The following is a 1,924-nucleotide window of genomic DNA, read 5'->3' on the forward strand; positions in this document are numbered from 1 at the left end:
TTTAGGAGCGTGCCCAGCAAAGCTGTAATTTGCTAACTGATGAAAGTTCAGTAAAAGTAATTACCAAGAAGCTTTTTAGCTATAGGACTATGTAAAATAGAGATGTTTTGCATAAAGCGTCCCGAAAATGTGCCTAAGTGGTGCTAGCAAAGATGCAGACCGTAACATAAAGTGAATCTTGCAGTACTGTTAGAAAACCAAGAGATTGGAGAAAAGGGAAGACGAGTCACTTCCTAAATGACGAAGTCCATGGAAGGTGTGAAGAACTTGGATAGCAACACTGATGAATCCCTCGGTATATGGAGAGCGGTATGTATTGAAAGTAAATTATGGAACTGGGGAGACCCTAACCGATACCGAAAGGTAAAGAGGAAACATATAAGCCTAAAGGTGAAATTGTAGACTATCGGAAGGGAGTCGGAGGGGAGCATAGTATCGATGATATGTAGGACAACATAACCTACATTAGAGAAGGGTCCCTACTGTAATATAGAGTTATCAAAGGAGGTAAGAGCGAGTGAATGTCCAAAAGACTAACTACACAATAGATAAAGTTCAAGAACTTCAAAGAAAACTATATCTATCGGCTAAGAAAAGTAATAATAGAAGGTTTCATATCCTATATGACAAAGTATATAGAGAAGACATACTACAGAGAGCATGGAAACAAGTTAAAACAAATGGTGGAAGTGCAGGAGTAGATAAAGTATCTCTAGAACAAATAGAAAAATATGGAGTTGACAAATTCTTAGAAGAAATAAAAGAGGATTTATTAAAAGGAACATATAATCCAACACCTGTAAAAAGAGTTGAAATAGCTAAAGATAATGGAAAAATTAGACCATTAGGTATTCCGATAATAAAGGATAGAGTTATTCAAGCTGCTACTAAAATTGTAATAGAACCAATATTTGAAGCAGATTTCTACGACGAATCCTACGGATTCAGACCGAAGAGAAATGCACATCAAGCGCTAGAGTCAATTAGAAAAGCATGCAACAATAAAGGAAATTGGGTAATAGATGCCGATATTAAAGGATACTTTGATAACATAAATCACGATAAGTTAATTAAATTAATTCAATTAAGAATAAGTGATAAAAGAATTATAAAGTTAATCAGAAAATGGTTAAAATCCGGAGTAATGAAGGATGGGGAGCTATCGCTAACGGATGTTGGTAGTCCTCAAGGTGGAGTTATATCCCCGTTACTGGCCAATATATATTTAAACTATATGGATTATATATGAAAGAGAAGTCTTAGTAAATATGGTAAGTTAATACGATATGCAGATGACTTTGTAATAATATGTAAGAAATACGAAGATGCAAAGATAGCTTATAAAGGAATACTGTATATAATGGCAAAGCTTGAACTAACATTAAGCAAAGATAAAACAAAAGTAATATCATTGTGGAAAGACAAAGAGAGTTTCGACTTCCTAGGATATACAAATCGGAAAGTAAAATCTAAAACCATAGATGGTAGAGAGTATCATGTATTAATACAATACCTAAGTAATAAGGTGAAATGTAAAATAAAGAAGAGAGTAAATGCTTGTTTAGCTAGAAATACTATGAATCAGAATATTAAAGATAAGATTAAAGAATTAAATCTTAAAATAATTGGTTGGAAAAATTATTATAATAAAACTCCATATCATAAATTAGTCCAAATTGATAAGTACATAGTATTTAGATTTGTAATCTGGTATAACGTAAAGCGAAAGCGAAGAAAAAGAGAAGATTATATAAATACTGTCAAATTAATAAGGAATATGGGATTAAAATATCTATGTTGCTAGACGTAATGCCTTTAGACGAAAAATACAGGAAAGCCGTATGAAGGAGAACTTCACGTACGGATTGATGAGAAGGCAGAGGAGGAGAGAAAATCAAATCCTCCGCTTTACTCTACAATTATA

General features: G+C 33.0%; 1 protein-coding gene and 1 pseudogene. Both read left to right on the forward strand.

Translation table 11 applies throughout. The annotated features are described in order from the left end of the window. Nucleotides 1–517: 517 nt before the first annotated feature. Nucleotides 518–1,441: pseudogene (gene ltrA, locus H9660_RS16630) on the forward strand (group II intron reverse transcriptase/maturase); the annotation flags it as partial. An 84-nt stretch (nt 1,442–1,525) separates the two neighbouring features. Beyond that, nucleotides 1,526–1,804 carry a group II intron maturase-specific domain-containing protein gene (locus tag H9660_RS16635; protein WP_341479613.1) on the forward strand — a complete coding sequence of 93 codons (279 nt, stop codon included), beginning with the start codon at nt 1,526–1,528 and terminating at the stop codon, nt 1,802–1,804. Nucleotides 1,805–1,924 lie beyond the last annotated feature (120 nt).

This window comes from Clostridium gallinarum, from assembly GCF_014836325.1.
In the GTDB taxonomy this organism is placed as follows: Bacteria; Bacillota; Clostridia; order Clostridiales; family Clostridiaceae; genus Clostridium; species Clostridium gallinarum.